The sequence below is a fragment of the Flavobacterium koreense genome, from assembly GCF_054776075.1.
Genome location: NZ_BAAHCF010000008.1, coordinates 1 through 20,221 on the forward strand (window position 1 = coordinate 1; position 20,221 = coordinate 20,221).

Annotated in this window: 15 protein-coding genes; 4 read left to right on the top strand and 11 right to left on the bottom strand. The window is 34.0% G+C overall.

Annotated elements, in window-relative coordinates; genetic code table 11:
• Window positions 1-6,547 (bottom strand): fibronectin type III domain-containing protein (locus ACYU7A_RS03535; RefSeq protein ID WP_460574218.1); only part of this gene is annotated, 6,547 nt, incomplete at its 3' end.
• A gap of 188 nt (window positions 6,548-6,735) precedes the next feature.
• Here ACYU7A_RS03535 and hflX point away from each other — a divergent pair.
• Window positions 6,736-7,962, top strand: a complete 1,227-nt coding sequence (hflX, locus tag ACYU7A_RS03540) for a GTPase HflX (protein ID WP_460574219.1) — start codon at window positions 6,736-6,738, stop codon at window positions 7,960-7,962.
• A 51-nt stretch (window positions 7,963-8,013) separates the two neighbouring features.
• On the opposite strand, the gene ACYU7A_RS03545 is transcribed toward hflX, so the two are convergent.
• From ACYU7A_RS03545 to ACYU7A_RS03570, 6 genes are all read right to left on the bottom strand, one after another.
• Window positions 8,014-8,901: a DUF3078 domain-containing protein gene (locus tag ACYU7A_RS03545; protein ID WP_460574220.1), complete on the bottom strand. Its 888-nt coding sequence runs from the start codon at window positions 8,899-8,901 to the stop codon at window positions 8,014-8,016.
• Between the two features lie 100 nt (window positions 8,902-9,001).
• Window positions 9,002-9,508, bottom strand: a complete 507-nt coding sequence (locus tag ACYU7A_RS03550; RefSeq protein WP_460574221.1) for a DUF2480 family protein — start codon at window positions 9,506-9,508, stop codon at window positions 9,002-9,004.
• A gap of 1 nt (window position 9,509) precedes the next feature.
• Complete coding sequence (locus ACYU7A_RS03555) at window positions 9,510-9,833, bottom strand: SUF system Fe-S cluster assembly protein (RefSeq protein ID WP_298117622.1); 324 nt, start codon at window positions 9,831-9,833, stop codon at window positions 9,510-9,512.
• 6 nt (window positions 9,834-9,839) lie between these two features.
• Window positions 9,840-10,259: a SufE family protein gene (locus ACYU7A_RS03560; RefSeq protein ID WP_460574222.1), complete on the bottom strand. Its 420-nt coding sequence runs from the start codon at window positions 10,257-10,259 to the stop codon at window positions 9,840-9,842.
• A gap of 33 nt (window positions 10,260-10,292) precedes the next feature.
• Window positions 10,293-10,727 carry a hypothetical protein gene (locus tag ACYU7A_RS03565; protein WP_460574223.1) on the bottom strand — a complete coding sequence of 145 codons (435 nt, stop codon included), beginning with the start codon at window positions 10,725-10,727 and terminating at the stop codon, window positions 10,293-10,295.
• Window positions 10,728-10,736: 9 nt separating this feature from the next.
• Window positions 10,737-11,951, bottom strand: coding sequence for an aminotransferase class V-fold PLP-dependent enzyme (locus tag ACYU7A_RS03570; RefSeq protein ID WP_460574224.1), 1,215 nt, complete (start codon window positions 11,949-11,951; stop codon window positions 10,737-10,739).
• 157 nt (window positions 11,952-12,108) lie between these two features.
• On the opposite strand from ACYU7A_RS03570, the gene ACYU7A_RS03575 reads away from it, so the two are divergent.
• The gene (locus tag ACYU7A_RS03575; protein ID WP_460574225.1) at window positions 12,109-13,467 is read left to right on the top strand and encodes a serine hydrolase domain-containing protein; all 1,359 of its coding nucleotides are present in this window, start codon (window positions 12,109-12,111) and stop codon (window positions 13,465-13,467) included.
• A 77-nt stretch (window positions 13,468-13,544) separates the two neighbouring features.
• Here ACYU7A_RS03575 and sufD read toward each other — a convergent pair whose 3' ends face one another.
• From sufD to ACYU7A_RS03595, 4 genes are all read right to left on the bottom strand, one after another.
• Window positions 13,545-14,861: a Fe-S cluster assembly protein SufD gene (gene sufD, locus ACYU7A_RS03580; protein ID WP_460574226.1), complete on the bottom strand. Its 1,317-nt coding sequence runs from the start codon at window positions 14,859-14,861 to the stop codon at window positions 13,545-13,547.
• Window positions 14,862-14,930: 69 nt separating this feature from the next.
• Window positions 14,931-15,680, bottom strand: a complete 750-nt coding sequence (gene sufC, locus ACYU7A_RS03585; RefSeq protein ID WP_298117636.1) for a Fe-S cluster assembly ATPase SufC — start codon at window positions 15,678-15,680, stop codon at window positions 14,931-14,933.
• Between the two features lie 36 nt (window positions 15,681-15,716).
• Complete coding sequence (gene sufB, locus ACYU7A_RS03590) at window positions 15,717-17,165, bottom strand: Fe-S cluster assembly protein SufB (protein WP_460574227.1); 1,449 nt, start codon at window positions 17,163-17,165, stop codon at window positions 15,717-15,719.
• A gap of 6 nt (window positions 17,166-17,171) precedes the next feature.
• Complete coding sequence (locus tag ACYU7A_RS03595) at window positions 17,172-17,501, bottom strand: HesB/IscA family protein (protein ID WP_298303344.1); 330 nt, start codon at window positions 17,499-17,501, stop codon at window positions 17,172-17,174.
• A 166-nt stretch (window positions 17,502-17,667) separates the two neighbouring features.
• Here ACYU7A_RS03595 and ACYU7A_RS03600 point away from each other — a divergent pair, with 166 nt between their 5' ends.
• On the top strand, window positions 17,668-18,528 hold the full coding sequence (locus tag ACYU7A_RS03600; protein WP_298303343.1) for an MBL fold metallo-hydrolase: 861 nt from the start codon (window positions 17,668-17,670) through the stop codon (window positions 18,526-18,528).
• Window positions 18,529-18,593: 65 nt separating this feature from the next.
• Window positions 18,594-20,189 carry a S8 family peptidase gene (locus tag ACYU7A_RS03605; protein WP_460574228.1) on the top strand — a complete coding sequence of 532 codons (1,596 nt, stop codon included), beginning with the start codon at window positions 18,594-18,596 and terminating at the stop codon, window positions 20,187-20,189.
• Window positions 20,190-20,221 lie beyond the last annotated feature (32 nt).

A 20,221-nucleotide genomic window follows, 5' to 3' on the forward strand; every position in this document is an offset into this window, starting at 1 on the left:
AAATAGCTGCATCAAATGTAGCAACGTTTCCTGGGTCAGTCGCTCCTGTTGGAACGGTCCAAACATAGTTGTATGTACCTGCCGCACCTGGCGTAGCTGATACTGTAGCTGGAGTACCAGCACAAACTGTTGGGCTATTAACTGTTACTGTAGGATTAGTATTAATAGTTACGATTCCTGATGCACTAGAACTAGTACAACTTGTTGCTGTATCTGTAATAACTACCGAGTAAGTTCCTGATACTGTTGCATCAAAAGTTGCAACGTTTCCTGGGTCTGTCGCTCCTGTTGGAACGGTCCAAACATAATTATATGTACCTGCCACACTTGGCGTAGCAGTTACTGTTGCTGGAGTACCAGCACAAACTGTAGGACTATTAACAGTTACTGTAGGATTAGCATTAATAGTTACAACTGAAGAAACACTTGAACTACTACATGAAGTTGCAGTATTTGTAATAATCACCGAATAAGTTCCTGAAATAGTTGCATCAAATGTTGCAACGTTTCCAGGGTCTGCCGCTCCTGTTGGAACGGTCCATACATAGTTGTATGTACCTGCCGCACCTGGCGTAGCAGTTACTGTAGCTGGAGTACCAGCACAAACTGTTGGGCTATTCACTGTAACAGTTGGACTATTAGCATCAACTAAAATTATTGGTGTATTATTAGTTAATAAACAACTATTGATTGACAATAAGAAGTTAGAATAACTACCTGAATTTAACCCTGTAATAACATATTGACCTGAAGCATTAGTAGTTACGTTGTTTGGTCCAACTGTAGTTGTACCATCTTGATAAGTCAAATCATATGCTTCATTAGGTGCTAATCCAGAAATTGTAATTGTACCATCTGTACCTCCACAAGTTGTAGGATTTGTGCTTGTATATAAAGGTTGAGCTTGAATTGTATATGTTGCAATATAATTTGTTCCGTTATTATTGATTATTACTGTATCATCACAATCCGTTGTTGAGTTAACGTCTCCTGTAACATCATAATAAACTTCTAAAACATAATCACCTGGAGCATAAGCTGTCAAGTTAATTGGAGATTGTGAATCATTCAATACTCTTTGCCATTTTTGGTCACCTGTATTACATGGACCTCCAGATGGGAAAGTACCTCCTCCACAGTTATCAAAGAAAGGTAAATCTAATACTGTAAATGCGCCTGGAGTTGTAGCAGCAGGATAAATTCTATAATTTAATCTAGCACTACAAACATTAGCTGTTGCAGATTTAAATGTTTTTACTTCTGCACCTCTTAAAATTAATGCATTTGAATTTTGAACATAAGTTCCTAAATCAGTATTTGGGAAAACATTTGTTGCAGGGCCAATTATATCTACACCTGATCCAACAGTATTAAAGAAATTTGAAGTTGCACAATTCGTCAACCAAACTGCACTTGCATAACTACCAAAATCACAACTCGGTAAAACAGTAACATTTAATGTTGTTGTTGTAGCACATTGTCCAGCGTCTGGAGTAAACGTATAAGTGCCAGAAGCAGTGTTACTTACGGTTGGTGGAGACCAAGATCCTGTAATTGGCGTTGAGTTACTTGATGATGTTGGAAGTACCGGTGCTGGAGAACCTGGACAAATAGGTGCTGGAGCTAAAAATGTTGGTACTATACTAGGTGTTACAACAATATCCATAGTTGTTGGAAAAGAACATTGTGTAATAGCTGGTGTAAATGTATAGGTTGTTGTACCTACTACATTGCTTACAACAGGTGGTGACCAAGTACCAGTAACACCAGTAGTTGATGTTGTCGGTAACACTGGAGGTGTAGTTCCTTCACAGAATGGAGCTATCTGATTAAATGTTGCATTAACATAATCAACAACTATAATAGTTTGTGTACTTGATGCTGATTGAGGACATAATGGGTTATTATCAGAAGATGTTGCTGTTATATTATATGTACCAACTGCTGTTGGAGAGAATATAACACTACTTCCTGTTGTTGCACTTAACTGAGCAGATGGTGTCCAAGTATAAATACCATTACCACCTGTCGCATTTAAAGTTGCTGTTTGTCCTAAACAAATTGTAGGAGAAGTTGTAGAGGTAGAAGTATTAATTGCAACTGGAGTTTGAATTCCTGTATTAGCTCCAATAACATAATTACAAACATCACCAGCAAAACCATCAATCATTACATAATAAGTTTGACCAGGAGTTAATCCTGTTGCTGTTAAGTTTGTAGAAGTAACAGGAACGTTTCCTGGACTCCAACATAAATATTCTGTTACCGGTCCGGAACCACATGTAGCAGCTCCAAAAATCATAATCTGTATACCATTGTTATCTTCTGAACTAGTTACCCAAACATCTAATGATATTGTAGAAGATGAAGCAACAAATGTTAAGAAAGAGTTGTTTTCTAATGAACCACAAAACTCAGCTGATAATTCTGGCCAAGAGTTAGATGTATATGAAGCCGAAGTATTTCCGCAATATCCATTTAAATTACAAATAGGTGTTGCTTGAGCACATGTATTTCCAGCAGGTGTATTTGTTATACAACTTGGAGGAGGAACTGGAGTTCCAATACAAAGACTAAAAGTTGATGTTTGATTTGCAGTTGCTGTCCAAGAATATATTCTAACATAGTATGTTTGACCAACTATTAATCCGGTAGCTAAACTATTATTTGGATTGTTACAACTTATCTGTGTTAGTGTTCCACAAGAACCTGAATACAAAACATGAACTAAATCTGTTGTACTTCCTGCAATGCTATTTAAATTAATTGTATGTGATGTACTAGTTGCAGTAAATTGAAACCACACATCATCATCATCGGTTCCAACACAAGCATTTGCCTGTGCTGAAGCGGTTGCACCAATTAGGGTACCACCAACACTTAGTGTACAAGCATTTGAAGTGTTTACAGGAGCTACTGTAGCATTTATACATTCATCATTTGCAATTAAAGTAGTAAATGCTCTAACATTTGACCATAAACTTATGTCTGAAACACTACAAATAGAACGTACATAAACAATATATGGAGTTCCTGGACTAAGTCCAGTAGCTATATATGGATTTGTGGTAGTTATAATTCCAACAGAAGTTGCAGTAGGAGGAGGAGAACCAGCAGGTAAAATAAGTACTTCCCAAGTTGTTGCTGTTCCTATCTCAGTCCATGAAATTGTTGCGCCTGTTTGTGTTATAGTTGATATAGCAACTGCAGTAGGTTTTGGACATGTAGGTGCTGGTGCACAAGTTACATTTGCAACCCAACCCGGAGCGTTTACAGAAGCATCACTTCTAAATCTGAATGTTAAACATCCATTAGCACTTGATGCGGTGAAAGGACCAGGTAAATTAGCACCTGTTAAATTACCCCAATAAGAACCTGGCAAACCTCCAGGAACATTTCCTGCTAAATTAGCACTAGCTAATTGAGGAGCTGCAATTGAATTTCCATCAAAAACATATAATCCATCCCAGTTAGCCTCAGTATTAAATGTTGTAAAAGTTACTGTTACTTGCTCTGTTGGTATAGTTGGACATATTGTAACTGTATAATCTGTACCATTAGCATAATTAACAGTTGCACCTGCTGGATCTGTAAATATTCCTCCACAAGCTGGTGGTGCAATTTGAGTAGTTATTGTAGTTGGTCCTACCCAATTACTTAAATCATTTCCAGGACATACAGCTCTAACATATAAATTATAACAAGTATCTGGTGTTAATCCTGTAAATACATGTGGATTTGTAGTAGTTGTTATAAAAGTTGTTGTAGATGCATTTGGAGCTGGAGAACCACAAGGTAATGCTAAAACATGCCATGTAGTAGCTGTATTTGGATTCACCCATGCTAAAGTAGCAGAATTTGATGTAACTGTAGATGTAGTTAAAGTATTTGGATTTGGACAAGTTGGTGGCACTGCACATGATACATTTGCTACCCATCCAGGATTATTAACTGATGCGTCACTTCTAAATCTAAAAGTTAAACAACCATCAGGTGATGTTGACGTAAATGGGCCAGGTAAATTTGCTCCTGTTAAGTTACCCCAATAAGATCCTGCTAATCCACCAGGAACATTTCCAGCGCCATTAGCACTTGATATTTGAGGAGATGTAATTGCATTACCATTGAATACATATAATCCATCCCAGTTGGCCTCAGTATTAAAAGTTGTAAAAGTTACTGTTACTACTTCTCCAGCAACAGTAGGACAAATTGTTACAGTAGAGTCAGCACCATTAGCATAATTTGCAGCTGCTCCACCCGGATCAGTAAATGTTCCTCCACATGCTGGTGGTGTTATTGTAGTGGTAAATACTGCTGGACCAGACCAAGTACTTAAATCTGAAACCGAACAAGCACTTCTCACATAAACATTATAACAAGTTTCTCCTGTCAACCCTGTTAATGGAAAAGGATTCGTGTTTGCCGTTACCCATCCTGTAGACCCTGCTGTTGGTGCTGGTGATCCACAAGGTAAAGCTAATACGTGCCACTGTGTTGCAGGTCCTGCCGAAGTCCAAGCTATATTGGCTGAACTAGATAAAATTGTGTTTGCTGTAACTGAAAAAGGAGCTGGACAAGCTGGAGGTAATGCACAAGTTACATTAGCAACCCATCCTGCAGCATTAGTGGTTGCATTACTTCTGAATCTGAATGTTAAACATCCATCAGCACTTGAAGATGTAAACGCTCCAGGATTAGTTGTTCCCCAATAAGAACCTGCTAATCCTCCAGGAACTGTTCCTGCAGGATTACCGCTTAAAAATTGAGGTGATGCAACTGAATTTCCATTGAATATATATAATCCATCATTACTAGCTTGCGTATTGAAAGAAGTAAAAGTTACAGTTACTACTTCACCTGGAGTAGATGGACAAATAACTACTGTTGAATCTAAATTATCAGCATAATTCGCTGCAGCTCCACCTGGATCTGTATATGTTCCTCCACATGCTGGTGGCGGTACTAATGTGTTAAATACAAAAGGTCCAGACCAAGCACTAAAAGTTCCATTTCCACAATCTGCTCTTACCCAATATTGATAAGCTGTATCAGGATTTAAACCTGTAATAGGATTTGTTGTATTAGAACTTGTTTGGGTACCTGCGCCAGCTGGAATTGCCGAACCGGATGTTTGCACAACATATTCCCATGAAGTTGCTCCTCCTGGATTATCCCAAGATAAGTTACCACCATTCAATGATATTCCTGTTACTGCTAAGTTTGTTGGCTGAGCACAATTTAACTGTTGAATAACCAGAGAGTAAGCATATGTTTGAGCTGCTGTTGTTCCAGAAAGTACAATAATATATTGTTGACCCGCTGTTACGTTTAAACTTGGAATTGATCTTACTGTATTGGTAGTATTAGCAACACCAGCCAAACAAGTAGCGCCAACATTAGCACAACCTTGATATACAAAAATAGATGAACTATTTGAACCTGGAGTCATAGTAATACTAATAGCTCCAGTAGTTGTAGGTGTGTAAGAATAAAACACATCATTCCCTGTCATGAAGTTTGTGGTTGAACCACATGATGCTCCTTGATTAGTATCTGTTGTATCGCCATAATTAGCTGTATTATCATTTGTACTATAAGGTAGTGTTGTAACCGTAATTGGAGCTACACATGATAAACCGGGTGTTGTGGTTGCAAAATTAAAAGGACCTACCCAGTTACTTGAACCATCTGTACAAAGAGAGCGAACATAATAAACATAAGCTGTACCAGGTAATAAGCCTGTAGCTACATAAGGAAGTGGTCCGCTATATACAACTCCAACTCCTGTTTGAGCAGTATTTGTTACTTCAATTTCCCATGAAGTAGATCCACTTGGGTTTGACCAATTTAAATTAGCAGAAGTTTGAGTTATTCCAGTTGCTGATAAATTTGTTGGCTCTAGACATCTTTGAATTAATCTAATGTCATCTACCAACCATCTGTCGCCGCCTAAACCTGCTGTAGGTTGAGTATGACGCATTACAAAAGCAATATGAACTTGTAAACCCGCATAAGCAGTTAAATCAACAACTTTTTCTTCATAAACATTGTAAGTTGTATTTAAAGTGGTTTCTGTCCATGAAGCTGCCGTTATTGCATAATTTGCAGCTGTAGTTTGTGAACCAGCAGTAACATTTGTATTAACTTTTATAAGGTATTCCGTTGCAGACACAGTTGCGATTGTTGACCTTGTCCAAAAACGTAATTGTCCATTTGCTGGAACTGTTACAATTGGTGTTGCCAAATAATCTTCAGAAGTATTTCCGAGACCAATATTTTCACGATCGATAAAAGCACAATTTGCACCTTGATAGGCAGGATAAACAGCTGTGTTTATACCCCATTTTCTTGTTGGACCAACTCCGTTATCAAAAACGGCCCATTGATTTCCTGTTGCTCCTGTACCCAAAGTCCATGGAGTTGGAGTTGTTGGTAAGTCGGTACCTGTGGTACCTTCAAATCCTTCAGAACCTGGAGTAGGAAACTGAGAATAACCAACTATTGTAAACAATAAAGCAACAATTAGTAAAGTAATTTTCTTCATTAACGTAGTAATTTAAGTTAATTATTATTTTGTGTTTGTTTGGTTTTAATCTCCAAATTTAACAAAATTTATAAATAAAGCTATAAAAATGGTGTTTTTAACTAAATAAAATTGTTAAAAATATTTCATGTTGCAGATTGTCGATTTTTTGTGCATTTTGTCTATTTTTGCACATAGAAAAGTATATTATGTTAGAAAAAGAAAAAATAGATTTTGAAAAAACAGTCGTAGTTGGTATTGTAACTCAAAATCAAAATGAGGAAAAACTTGTTGAATATTTAGATGAACTAGAATTTTTAACTTTTACTGCTGGCGGTGAAGTTGTAAAAAGATTTTGGCAAAAAATGGACAAACCAAATCCGAAGACTTTTCTTGGAACAGGAAAAATGGATGAGATTCATCTTTATGTAAAAGAACATGAAATATCTACTGTGATTTTTGATGATGAATTATCACCTTCACAACAAAAAAATATTTCAAAAATTTTAGATTGTAAAGTATTAGATAGAACCAATCTTATTTTGGATATTTTTGCTCAACGAGCTGAAACTTCCTATGCTAGAACACAAGTAGAATTGGCTCAATGTCAATATTTGCTACCAAGACTTTCTGGAATGTGGACGCACCTTGAAAGACAAAAAGGAGGTATTGGTCTTCGTGGTCCAGGAGAAACAGAAATTGAAACCGACAGACGAATTGTTAGAGATAGAATTGCTTTATTGAAAGATAAAATTAAAACTATAGATAGACAAATGTCTGTTCAAAGAAGTAATCGTGGCGCAATGGTTAGAGTTGCTTTGGTTGGATATACAAATGTTGGAAAATCAACTTTGATGAATGCTGTTGGAAAGAGTGATGTTTTTGTAGAAAACAAATTATTTGCCACTTTAGACACAACTGTTAGAAAAGTTGTAATTAAAAATTTACCTTTCTTATTGTCTGATACTGTTGGGTTTATTAGAAAATTACCAACGCAATTAGTTGAATCTTTTAAAAGCACATTAGACGAAGTTCGTGAAGCAGATTTGTTACTTCATGTAGTAGATATTTCACATCCAGATTTTGAAGATCATATAGCATCTGTAAATCAGATTCTGATGGATATTAAAAGTAATGATAAACCAACCATAATGGTTTTCAATAAAATTGACGCCTATAAACATCTTACTATTGAAGAAGATGATTTAATGACTGAAAGAACAACTAAACATTATACGTTAGAAGAATGGAAACAAACTTGGATGAGTAATGTTGGAGAAAAAAATGCCTTATTTATTTCTGCAACAGAAAAAGAAAACTTTGAACAATTTAGAGAAATCGTTTATGAAGCTGTAAGAGAAATTCATGTAACTAGATTTCCGTACAATAAGTTTCTTTATCCAGATTACAAAGATGCTATAGAAAAAGAAGAATAAAAAAATGCCTTTAGAAATTCTAAAGGCATTTTTTTTATAATTGATTAAATATTAAAAACCATAATTTACCCCTAAACCAATAATTTGTCTAGTTTGAAAACCTCTGAATGCATTGTCGTCATAAATTGTTTGGAATGCAAAATTTGTTGATAAAGTTTTATTTATTTTCATTGCAATATTTAAAGTATAATCAATATCTACATTTTGAGGATCTTCTAAATAGTTTGAATATAAATTTAATATATTTTCAACAGTTACGTTTTCCATTAACTTAAATTTGTAATAACCATTTACAGCTGCTCCAAATTCAAAACGTGTATTATCACCTTGTGCAACACCAAATGAAGATCCAAATTTTGTAAAATGAGGATGAACAATAATTAATTTAGAAGTTGCAGGAGCAATATTTACTTTCAAATTATCGCTTTTTTTCCACATCATACCTGGTCCAAATTGAAAAAAGGCAGGTGAAAAGAAATGAGAAGTTTTTATTCCAGACCCTAAATCAAAACCAGAGTCTAATTGAGTTTTAAAATTAAAAAATGCTGAATAAAACCAGTATCCAGAAGCTTTTTTACCTAATAACGAATTGAATTCCAATCTATCATCAGACTTTTGCATTTCTTGATCTTTTATTTTTGTAAGACCATAAGCAGCAAATAATCTGTTGTCCCAATTCCAATCTCCGCTTTTGTAATTGAAATCATAATTTAATCCCACATTTCCTGAGATGTTACTTTGACCACCTGCTAACCAATTATTGAAAGTTGCTTGATTTGCTAAAAAAGTAAAAGTTCCTTTTTTAACCCATCCATTAGGTTTATCTGCAGCAACTTTTGCAGCTTCTTCAGTTTTTTTTAAGTTCTCTTTTTCTGCGGTTTGAGCTATTGATAAACTCACAGTCATTAAAAAAACTATTGAAAGTAAAATTTTTTTCATTTTGTTTTGTTTTAAAATTTTCGAGTGCAAAGGTAAAAATACATTTGACTTTAACAAATCATATGAAAAAATGTAAGCTGTTGATTTTGTAGAATTTAAACTACTTTTTCTTGTATAATGGCACCGCTGAACATGCTTCGCCATACATTATACTTTTTGCAACTCGTTGAAGATTTTGAATTGCAATGATGTAAGCACTTTCTGGTACTGGTTTTTTAGAACAACCTTTTAAAATAACAGGCTTATCTTGATATGTAGAATAATCAATTTCAGACAAAATCTCTTGATACAACAAAGTATCTAAATCAGATAAATTACCTAAAACAACCTTCTTTGCAAATGGTGAAACATAAACAGTTACAAGGATACTTGCCCAAGCCGGAATTATAGCGTCTGTAGAACAATATACTGCAACTAAATGACCTTGATATTGTGACCAATCGTGATTTTTTAATGCTTCACGAAAATCTTTCTCTTTCAAAAGAAATCCTTCATAAAGCCATTTTGATATATCTATTTGAGTTCGAACTCCATTTGGATAATAATCTTCCAAATCGAAAACTTCAAGCGCAGAATTGGCAACTTTATTTATTATTTCCTCTGACATTTTACAACATTCCTAATTCTAGTTTTGCTTCTTCGCTCATCAAATCTTTGCTCCAAGGCGGATCAAAAGTGATTTCAACTTCGCATGATTTAACAACGTCAATTTTAGTGACTTTTTCTTCCACTTCACGAGGCAAAGTCTCTGCAACTGGACAATTTGGTGATGTTAAAGTCATTAATACTTTTACTTCATTATCCTCATTAATCATCACGTCGTATATCAATCCTAACTCATATATATCAACAGGAATTTCTGGGTCGTAAATTCCTTTTAAAACCTTAACCACATTCTCACCTAAATTAATTTCGTCTTTAAATTCTTCCATAATTATTTAATTTTTAGCATTATAAGCTAAAGCATACATTTTTATTTGTTTAATCATTGATACCAAACCATTAGCACGAGTTGGAGAAAGATGTTCTTTCAATCCTATTTCATCTATAAAGTCGGTATTTGCATCTAAAATATCCGCTGCTTTTTGATTTGAAAAAGCTCTAATCAATATTGCAATTATTCCTTTAGTTAAAATAGCATCACTATCTGCAGTAAAAACTATTTTATCTTCGTTTTGTTCTGCATGAACCCAAACTTTAGATTGACAACCTTTTATAATATTATCTTCTGTTTTGTAATGTTCATCAATTAAAGGAAGTGCTTTCCCTAAATCGATAATGTACTCATAACGTTGCATCCAATCGTCAAACATCGAAAATTCATCAACAATTGTGTCTTGTATTTCTTGTATTGTCATATTATGCTGAATTATTTCAGTATCTATTATAATTTATTCTTCTTTAACCAAAGAAACCAATTTGTTCACAAACTTTTCAATTTCAACAGGTGGATAACCATGGTCGAAATTTTTGGTTTGATATTCTTTCTCTTGATAATTTATTATTAACTCTGCAATGGCTGCACCATCATAAACTCTTTTTTGAGTCGGGTCTTTATAAGTCGACAAACTATCAAGTTCTATTTTTTCAAAATATCCAACTAACTCTTTCCAATCAGCATCAGAAATTTTAGAAGTAACTCCTTTATCCGATGAGTCTCTTTCTTTAGAAACAGAAATTTCTTGATTTTGTATTGTTATTTTTTGATAAAAACCACGAGTATTAGCTGTATAAACAATTTTTGCATTAGCAATATCGTTTTTAGCCTCTTGTGAACATCCTTTTGCCATGAAAATGGTTAGTACTAATAATGTAAATACTTTCATAATGATTGTTTAAGTTAGCATCATTTTAGCTTTTTTAACTGCTTCGACAAATATATCGATTTCTTCTTTAGTATTGTAAAAAGCAAAACTTGCTCTAATAGTTCCAGGAATACTAAAGAAATCCATTATCGGTTGTGCGCAATGATGCCCTGTTCTTACTGCTATTCCTAATTTATCTATTATCGTGCCAATGTCATAAGGATGAATGTCATCAATATTAAACGAAATTACAGAAGCTTTTTCTTTAGCAGTTCCATAGATTTTCAAACCTTCTATTTCAAGAAGTTTTTTTGTTCCGTATTCTAGTAATTCTTGTTCGTAGGAAGCAATATTATCAAAACCTATTTCATTCATGTAATCAATTGCTGTTCCAAGTACAATTCCACCTTCAATATTGGGTGTTCCTGCTTCAAATTTGTGTGGCAAATCGGCATAAGTAGTTTTCTCAAATGAAACCGTTGCAATCATTTCACCACCGCCTTGATAAGGAGGTAATTTTCGAAGCCATTCTTCTTTTCCATATAAAATTCCAACGCCTGTTGGTCCACAAATTTTATGTCCTGAAAACACATAAAAATCACAATCTAAAGCTTGAACATCAGGTTTTAAATGCGGTGTTGCTTGCGCGCCATCAATTAAAACAGCAGCACCAACTTCATGCGCTTTTTTAATCATATATTCAATAGGATTAATCGTTCCTAAGGCATTTGAAATATGATTTACGGTTACAATTTTAGTTTTATTTGAAAGCAAATTGTCGTACTCTGATAGTATTAATTCACCAGCTTCGTTCATTGGAATTACTTTCAAAACTGCTCCAGTTTTTTCGCACAACATTTGCCAAGGCACAATATTACTATGATGTTCTAAAGCAGATACTAAAACCTCATCGCCGGTTTTCAAAATAGAAGCAAAACCATTGGCCACAGCGTTTATAGAATGTGTAGTTCCTGAAGTAAAAATTACTTCGTATGGGAATTTAGCATTAATATGATTTTGAATTTTACCACGAGAAACCTCATACGCATCGGTAGCATCTTGACTTAATTTATGAACTCCTCTATGAATATTTGCATTCAAATGTTCATAGTATTTTGTAATAGCATCAATGACTACTTTAGGTTTTTGTGAAGTAGCACCATTATCAAAATAAATCAACGGTTTACAATAAATCTGTTGCGATAATATTGGGAAATCAGCTCGTATTTTATTTATATCTAACATTTCTTTATTTAGAATTTTTCTAAATACAAAAGTAATAAAATTGAAACTGATTTTTACCAAACAGATGTTAATAAAATCATAGTTTTATAAATGTAAAATTTTATAATGATTACTGATTTCATTTTTAATTTATAAATTGCATGAAAATCTATTTACAATGAAAAAATTCTTCAAAATATTCGCGGTTTTACTCCTATTAGTTTTGGTTTATCTTCGAATAGAAATTTATCCGCAACTTGATATGATAACTGGTTTTTCATCTAAAAGCGTTACGTCAGGCCATTTTTTAGATAATCGTTCGTTGGAAAGCATTGAACAAGGCGATAATGATATTGATAAAATAGATTGGGCAACCAATGAAATTAATGATGAGGAACGATTTGTTACTTCAAAAGTCTATGGATTAAAAGAACGAAAAGCTATTTATCGTGAAGGATTAGGAGCAACATTGATTAACGATGATTTTGATGTTTCCAAACCTTACAATGTTCCGAAAAGGAATAAAAATAATACTACTTTAACTTTTCCTTATGGAAATTTGGAACCAAAAGACACTGTTTTTTCAAATATTGATTATGTCAAATTAAACGCTATTGTTGAAAATGCTTTTGATAAACAAGGTCAAAAAGACAAGCGAACACGCTCGGTAATTGTAATTTATAAAAACAGAATTATAGCTGAAAAATACGCTGATGGTTTCAATAAAAACTCAAGAATTTTAGGTTGGTCGATGACGAAAAGTATCACAGGAACTTTATTTGGAGTTTTGCAAAAACAAGGTAAATTCGACATCATGAAAGCTGCTCCAATTGCAGAATGGGCAACCGATGAACGTTCTAAAATCACCACAAACGATTTACTTCACATGAATTCAGGATTAGAATGGGAAGAAGATTATGGAAAAATTTCGGATGTTACCAAAATGCTTTTTATTGAGGAAGATATGACCAAATCTCAAATCAATAAACCATTGGTTGGAAAACCAAATAACACTTGGAATTATTCTTCAGGAACAACCAATTTATTAAGCGGAATTTTGCGAAAACAATTCAAAACGCATCAAGAATATTTAGATTTTTGGTACACCAATTTATTAGACAAAATCGGCATGAATTCAGCTATTGTTGAAACCGATATGGCTGGGAATTTTGTGGGTTCTTCTTACGGTTGGGCAACAACTCGTGATTGGGCAAAATTTGGCTTATTGTATTTACACAAAGGGAATTGGAACGGCGAACAAATCTTTGACGAAAGTTGGGCGAAATACGTGTCTACACCAACTAATACTTCCAACGGACAATATGGTGCACAATTTTGGTTAAACGCAGGTGGAAGATTTCCAAATGCTCCAAAAGACATGTTCTACGCAAGTGGTTATCAAGGACAAATGGTTGCCATTTTTCCAAGTCACGATTTAGTCATTGTGCGAATGGGTTTAAAAGAAGATCCAGAATTTGATTTTAATGGATTGTTGAGTGGCGTTGTTTCTTCTCTAACCGCAAAGAGCGCAAAGTAAAAAATCGCAAAGAGCGCAAAGATTAAAAAAAACCTTGCGCTCTTTGCGTAAATCTTAGCGACCATTGCGGTTAAATATTACAAATCAAACCCTAAATTAACGCCTAATTTATTAGCTATAATCTTGGTAATTCGTTGTTTTAATTCAGGTATTTTAATGCTTTCTATTACACTATTTGAAAACGCATACATCAACAAAGCTTTAGCTTCTTTCTTTGGAATTCCACGGCTTTGCATGTAAAACATAGCGCTTTCGTCTAATTGACCAATGGTGCAACCGTGAGAACATTTTACATCATCGGCGAAAATTTCCAATTGTGGTTTAGCGTTGATTGTAGCTTTATCACCAATTAAAATATTGTTATTTTGCTGAAAAGCATCGGTTTTTTGAGCTTCTTTTTCTACGTAAATTTTTCCATTGAAAACGCCTGTTGAACTGTCAGCTAAAATGGTTTTATAGTTTTGATGACTTTCACAATTTGGCGTTGCATGATTTACAAGTGTGTAATGATCAACATGTTGCTTATCGCCAATAATCGTAATTCCTTTTAAAGTTGAATCGATTCTTTCTCCAAAATGATAGAAATTCAAGTTGTTTCTGGTGATGTTTCCACCAAAAGAAAACGTGTGAACCGAAACTCTACTTTCTTGTTTTTGAGAAATATAGGTGTTATCAATTAGGTTTGCCGTTAGTAAATCGTTTTGTATTTTATAATAATCTACGATGGCGCGTTTTTGTGCAAAAATTTCAGTTACAGCATTGGTCAACACTGGATTTTCGTTTAACGATTGGTGTCTTTCAATGATTTGAACATGAGCATTTTCACCTACAATTACCAAATTTCGAGGTTGCACCATCAAAGCATTTTCAACTCCAGTAGAGAAATAAATGATTTCGATTGGTTTTTCAACCACTTTACTTTTCGGAATGTTGATGTACGCACCTTCGTTTGCGAAAGCGGTATTCAACGTAGTTAAGGTCTCGTCTTTGCTCGCAATTTTGTTGAAATACTCGTCAATAACCATTTTGTATTTTGGTTTGGTCAATGCCGACGACATTAAGCAAACATCCAATCCATCATGTGTCGTTGATGATAAAAACGAAGAGAATTTTCCGTCCACAAAAATCACTTTGTAAGTGTCAATTTCGTGAAGGAAATACTTCTTAACCTCAGCAAATTCAATAGCATTTTCGTGTTTTGGAAAAACGGTGAAGTCATTTTTTAAGATGGCGTTCAACGAAGTATATTTCCATGCTTCCTCTTTTTTGGTTGGGAAACCTTTATTTTCAAAGTTTTTTATAGCCGAAGTACGCACATCATGCAACTGTGAAGTCACATCGATTTGTTCTTCAAATGCCATGAAAGACGATACTAATTTTTCTTTTAAATCCATAATTTTGTTGTCGGTTGTCAGTTGTTTTTGTTGTCCGTTTGAAACCGATAACAGACAACTGATAACTTTTTAAACTAATTCACTTTTTATCCAATCGTATCCTTTTTCTTCTAATTCGTAAGCCAATTCTTTTCCGCCTGATTTTACGATTTTTCCGTCCATTAATACATGAACAAAATCTGGAATAATATAATCTAACAAACGTTGGTAGTGCGTGATTACTAACACCGCATTGTTTTCGTTTTTCAATTTGTTAACACCATTAGCAACGATACGAAGTGCGTCAATATCCAAACCTGAATCGGTTTCATCTAGAATAGCGATTTTTGGTTCTAACATCGCCATTTGGAAGATTTCGTTACGTTTCTTTTCTCCACCTGAAAAACCTTCGTTTAATGAACGTGACAAGAATTTTCTGTCCATTTCCAATAATTCTGATTTCTCACGAATTAATTTCAACATTTCGTTGGCTGGCATTTCTTCTTGTCCGTTAGCTTTTCTCTTTTCGTTAATCGCAGTTTTGATGAAATTCGTAACGGAAACTCCCGGAATTTCAACTGGATATTGGAACGACAAGAAAACACCTTTGTGCGCTCTTTCTTCTGGTGCTAATTCTGAAATATCTTCACCTTCTAAAAGGATTTCACCTTCAGAAACTTCATAATTTTCATTTCCTGCAATGATGGAAGAAAGTGTTGATTTTCCAGCACCATTTGGTCCCATAATCGCGTGAACTTCTCCAGCTTTTATTTCAAGATTAATTCCTTTTAATATTTCTTTGTCTTCAACCGAAGCGTGTAAATTTTTTATTGATAACATTTTTTGAATGTGTTTTTTATTCTGATTTAATATTGATTATCCAACTGATCCTTCCAACGAAATTTCTAATAATTTTTGCGCTTCAACTGCAAATTCCATTGGTAATTTATTCAAGACTTCCTTGCTAAAACCATTTACGATTAACGCAATAGCCTTTTCGGTTGGAATTCCTCTTTGATTGCAATAGAATACTTGATCTTCACCGATTTTTGAAGTCGTTGCTTCGTGTTCGATTTTGGCACTTGAATTTTTACTTTCGATATATGGAAAAGTATGCGCACCACAATTATTTCCCATCAAAAGGGAATCACATTGTGAGAAGTTTCTAGCATTATCTGCATTAGCGCTAATTCTAACCAATCCTCTATAACTGTTTTGTGATTTTCCTGCCGAAATTCCTTTAGAAATAATAGTCGATTTAGTGTTTTTTCCTAAATGCACCATTTTAGTTCCGGTATCGGCTTGTTGGAAATTATTAGTAACTGCAATAGAATAAAATTCTCCAATTGAATTATCTCCTTTTAAAACCACTGATGGATATTTCCAAGTAACGGCCGAACCTGTTTCAACTTGAGTCCATGAAATTTTTGCGTTTTTTTCGCAAATTCCTCTTTTGGTAACGAAGTTAAAAACTCCACCTTTTCCTTCTTTATTTCCTGGATACCAGTTTTGAACTGTTGAATATTTTATTTCGGCATTATCTAAAGCAATAAGTTCTACAACTGCAGCGTGCAATTGGTTTTCATCACGACTTGGAGCTGTACAACCTTCTAAGTAAGAAACATAACTACCTTCATCAGCGATAAGAAGTGTTCTTTCAAATTGTCCTGTTCCAGCTTGATTGATACGGAAATACGTTGATAATTCCATTGGACAACGAACGCCTTTTGGAATATAACAGAAACTTCCATCTGAAAAAACAGCCGAGTTTAAAGCAGCATAAAAATTATCTCTTTGTGGAACAACAGTTCCTAAATATTTTTGAACTAATTCTGGATACTCGCGAATTGCTTCAGAAATACTCATGAAAATGATTCCTTTTTCCGCCAATGTTTTCTTGAAAGTAGTCGCTACCGAAACTGAATCGACAACAATATCCATTGCAACATTGTTCAATTTCTTTTGTTCGTCGATAGATATTCCTAACTTTTTATACATTTCTAAAAGGTCAGGATCAACATCGTCAAGTGTTTTGTTTGGATCAGCTTTTTTGGGTGCTGAATAGTATGAAATTGCTTGAAAATCGGGTTTTTCATAATGAACATTTGCCCATTCTGGTTCTATCATTTCTTGCCATGCACGAAACGCTTCAATACGCCAATCGGTCATCCATTGAGGTTCATCTTTCTTTTTAGAAATCGCACGAACAATATCTTCGTTTAACCCAATAGGAAACGTTTCCGAATCCAAATCGGTGTAGAATCCATATTCGTATTCTTTATTTTCTAATTCGACTTTTAAGTCGTCTTCAGTATATTTTGCCATAGTTTTTTATAACGAAAATGATTCTCCGCAACCACAAGTTCTACTTGCATTTGGATTATTAAATACAAATCCTTTTCCGTTCAATCCGCCAGAAAATTCTAAAATTGTTCCTGCTAAATACAAAAACGATTTCTTCTCAACGGCTATTTTTACATTATTATCTTCAAAAACTTTATCGTTTTCACCCAACTCTTTGTCAAATTTTAATTCATATGACAAACCTGAGCAACCACCACTTTTTACGCCTACTCTAACGTAATCTTTGGCAGCGTCAAAACCGTCATCTTTCATCATGTCGATGATTTTTTTGCTTGCTGAATCAGAAACTTTTATCATTGCTTATTTTGATTTTGTCTAAATTAATGGCAAAGTTACTACAATTATCGATTTTATCAACAAACACTAACATTTTTATAACTAATGTTTCCATAGAAAAAATTGATTTTATCGTTTATCAAACCAACCTATTTAGTAAATTGCAACGTTTTTAAAATTAAAAATCATGAAACTTTACCCAATTGAAGCTGGAAATTTTAAATTAGATGGTGGTGCCATGTTTGGTGTAGTGCCAAAAACCATTTGGAATAAAACCAATCCGGCAGACGAAAATAATCTTATTGACATTGCAGCTCGTTGTCTTTTAATTGAAGAAGGAAATCGCTTAATCCTTATAGACACTGGAATGGGAAACAAACAATCGGAGAAATTTTTTAGTTATTATTCGCTTTGGGGAAATCATTCCTTAGATAAATCATTAGCAAAATATGGTTTTCATCGTGATGATGTAACCGACGTTTTCATGTCGCATTTGCATTTTGATCATTGTGGCGGAAGCGTTAATTGGAACAAAGACAAAACAGGTTATGAAGTTGCTTTCAAAAACGCCAAATTTTGGACCAATGAAAACCATTGGGAATGGGCAACAAAACCAAATCAACGTGAGAAAGCATCATTTCTTTCAGAAAATATTTTGCCTATGCAAGAAAGTGGACAGTTAAATTTCATAAAAAGACCTGAAGGTGATTTCTTAGAAAAGTCGGAACTTGATTTTGGAATTTTCTTTGTTGATGGACATACTGAAAAAATGATGATTCCACATATTCAATATCAAGATAAAACTATTGTTTTTTGTGCCGATTTGATTCCAACTGCAGGTCATTTACCTTTACCCTATGTTATGGGTTATGATACGCGACCACTTTTAACAATGCCTGAAAAATCGAAGTTTTTAGAAAATTGTGCAGAAAATAACTTCTATTTATTGTTAGAACACGATGCACACAACGAAATCATCACAGTAGAAAAAACAGAAAAAGGCATTCGATTGAAAGAAGTTTTTAAATGTGAAGATATCTTAATCTAATGTTAATCATTTTTAAATTCTAATAAAACTAAATACTTTTAAACCAATTTTTTAAAATAATAATAATGAAATTAATAAAACCTTTTTTTATCTCCGCTGTAGTAGCGCTTGCACTTTCAAGTTGTAGCCCATCATTAGCTCCAATGGTTGGAACAAATCCAGCAAATATTGATAAAACTCCATTAAAAACAACTCCAATTAGTGAAGCCGACATGCTTAGATGGAGTCATTTAGATTTAACAAATGATACCATTCCTGGAATGAGTGTTGATAAAGCTTATAAAGAGCTTTTGAAAAGTAAAAAAGGGACAAAAATTATAGTTGGTGTAGTAGATTCTGGTCTTGACATCGATCACGAAGACTTGAAAGGTAAAATCTGGACAAATAAAAAAGAAATTGCTGGCAACAAAAAAGACGACGACAATAATGGATATACTGATGATGTTCATGGTTGGAACTTTTTAGGTGAAGCAACCGACGAGAATTTAGAGTTAACTCGTATTGTAAAAAAAGGTCCAAACACTCCAAATTATGCTGAAGCTAAAGCTGAATTAGATGCTAAATTAGCAGAAATGATGCAATACAAACCTCAAATGGATATGATTTCTAAGGCTGATAAAGCGATTAAAACTCATTTGAAAAAAGAAACATATACTATTGATGATTTGAAAAAAATTGTTACCACGGATGCTGCTTTAAATCAAAACAAAATGATAATGTTGAGCGTTGCGACACAAGTTGGTCCAAATTTTCAAGAGGAAATGAAAGGTCAAATAGATTATGTATACGATCAAATTAACTATAACTTGAATGTAAACTTTGATGGTAGAAAAGCCGTTGGCGATAATCCAGAAGACATCAATGATAAAAAATATGGTAACGGTAACGTAAAAGGACCAGATGTATCAGATACAGAACATGGTACACACGTAGCTGGAATTATTGCTCAAGTAAAAGGAAACAATAAAGGTGGAGATGGCGTTGTGACTAGCAATGTAGAAATAATGGCTCTTCGTGCTGTTCCAAACGGAGATGAATATGATAAAGATATTGCATTGGCTATTCGCTATGCTGTAGATAATGGTGCTAAAGTAATTAATGGAAGTTTTGGAAAAGATTATTCTCCACATTCTGATTGGGTTCAAGATGCTATAAAATATGCTGCAAGTAAAGATGTATTAATCGTTCATGCTGCAGGAAATGATTCAAAAAATATTGATACGGCTCCAAATTTTCCAACAGATGAAGTAAATGGAGTTGAAGTTGCTGATAATCTTATCACAATTGGCGCTTTAAACCACGAATATGGTTCAAAACTTGTTGCTGATTTCTCAAATTATGGTGTAAAAAACGTTGATGTTTTTGCTCCTGGAGTTAAAATTTATGCCACTATTCCAAACAACAAATACAAATACGAACAAGGAACATCAATGGCTTCACCAAATGCTGCTGGAGTTGCTGCGTTAATTCGTTCTTATTACCCAAATTTAACAGCATCTCAAGTGAAACATATTCTTATGGACTCTGGAACTCCAATATCAGCAAATGTTGTTGTAGGTGAGCAAAAAACTACTGTCCCATTTTCAAGCACTTGTGTTTCAGGTAAAATTGTTAATGCTTACAATGCTTTGTTAATGGCAGAACAAATGTCAAAAAAATAAAAACCCATAGTATTAAACTAATGGAAGAGCAT

Excerpts from the sequence above, each read along its gene's own strand:
- sufD (WP_460574226.1), bottom strand. The coding sequence starts at position 14,861 with ATGGATTTAAAAGAAAAATTAGTATCGTCTTTCATGGCATTTGAAGAA.
- ACYU7A_RS03550 (WP_460574221.1), bottom strand. The coding sequence starts at position 9,508 with ATGTCAGAGGAAATAATAAATAAAGTTGCCAATTCTGCGCTTGAAGTT.
- ACYU7A_RS03570 (WP_460574224.1), bottom strand. The coding sequence starts at position 11,951 with ATGTTAGATATAAATAAAATACGAGCTGATTTCCCAATATTATCGCAA.
- hflX (WP_460574219.1), top strand. The coding sequence starts at position 6,736 with ATGTTAGAAAAAGAAAAAATAGATTTTGAAAAAACAGTCGTAGTTGGT.
- ACYU7A_RS03545 (WP_460574220.1), bottom strand. The coding sequence starts at position 8,901 with ATGAAAAAAATTTTACTTTCAATAGTTTTTTTAATGACTGTGAGTTTA.
- ACYU7A_RS03565 (WP_460574223.1), bottom strand. The coding sequence starts at position 10,727 with ATGAAAGTATTTACATTATTAGTACTAACCATTTTCATGGCAAAAGGA.
- ACYU7A_RS03600 (WP_298303343.1), top strand. The coding sequence starts at position 17,668 with ATGAAACTTTACCCAATTGAAGCTGGAAATTTTAAATTAGATGGTGGT.
- ACYU7A_RS03555 (WP_298117622.1), bottom strand. The coding sequence starts at position 9,833 with ATGGAAGAATTTAAAGACGAAATTAATTTAGGTGAGAATGTGGTTAAG.
- sufB (WP_460574227.1), bottom strand. The coding sequence starts at position 17,165 with ATGGCAAAATATACTGAAGACGACTTAAAAGTCGAATTAGAAAATAAA.
- ACYU7A_RS03560 (WP_460574222.1), bottom strand. The coding sequence starts at position 10,259 with ATGACAATACAAGAAATACAAGACACAATTGTTGATGAATTTTCGATG.
- ACYU7A_RS03605 (WP_460574228.1), top strand. The coding sequence starts at position 18,594 with ATGAAATTAATAAAACCTTTTTTTATCTCCGCTGTAGTAGCGCTTGCA.
- ACYU7A_RS03595 (WP_298303344.1), bottom strand. The coding sequence starts at position 17,501 with ATGATAAAAGTTTCTGATTCAGCAAGCAAAAAAATCATCGACATGATG.
- ACYU7A_RS03575 (WP_460574225.1), top strand. The coding sequence starts at position 12,109 with ATGAAAAAATTCTTCAAAATATTCGCGGTTTTACTCCTATTAGTTTTG.
- sufC (WP_298117636.1), bottom strand. The coding sequence starts at position 15,680 with ATGTTATCAATAAAAAATTTACACGCTTCGGTTGAAGACAAAGAAATA.